Here is a 696-nt window from a genome sequence, read left to right as displayed (position 1 = left end):
TGGATGCGTTGGGCGCGCTGGCCGGCGGGGCTGAGCGGCTGGGGTGTCGCTGCGGGCGCCCGGACTGCGCGGCCGGCACCCGGCCGGCGGCCGGTGCGGTGGTGATTCACGTGCTCGCCGAGCAGGCCGCCCTGGATCGCGGGGTGGGGATGGCCAGTGAGCTGCGGGCCGACGGCCTGATTCCACCGGAGCTGGTGGCCGAGTTGGCCGCCGTGGCCAAGCTGGTGCCGCTGGTCCATCCCGGGGACGCGCCGCCCGAGCCGGGCTATGTGCCCTCCCAAGGGTTGGCCGATTTCGTGCGGTGTCGGGATTTGACGTGCCGCTGGCCGGGTTGTGACTGCCCGGCGATGGTCTGCGACCTCGACCACACCATTCCCTACAGCGCCGGTGGGCCCACCCATGCCAGCAACCTGAAGTGTTATTGCCGCACCCATCATTTGGTGAAGACGTTTTGGGGCTGGCGCGAGCAGCAGCTGCCCGACGGCACCCTGATCTTGACCTCCCCGGCCGGGCGCACCTACGTCACCACCCCGGGCAGCGCCCTGCTGTTCCCCAGCCTCTGCCACGCCACCGGCGCCATACCGGCCGCCGAGGCCGACCCCCCGCCCCAGGACTACTGCGGCCAGCGGCACGTCAAATCCCGACACCGCACGAAATCGGCCAACCCTTGGGAGGGCACATAGCCCGGCTCGGGCG

General features: G+C 71.7%; 1 pseudogene. It reads left to right on the top strand.

Annotated elements, in window-relative coordinates:
* Positions 1-659: pseudogene (locus tag A5691_RS04105) on the top strand (DUF222 domain-containing protein); the annotation flags it as partial.
* Positions 660-696: the final 37 nt, after the last annotated feature.

The sequence above is a fragment of the Mycobacterium sp. E183 genome (assembly GCF_001667735.1).
In the GTDB taxonomy this organism is placed as follows: Bacteria; Actinomycetota; Actinomycetes; order Mycobacteriales; family Mycobacteriaceae; genus Mycobacterium.
Note: the sequence above shows the minus strand (reverse complement) of the source record. Positions and strands in the feature narration are given on the sequence as shown.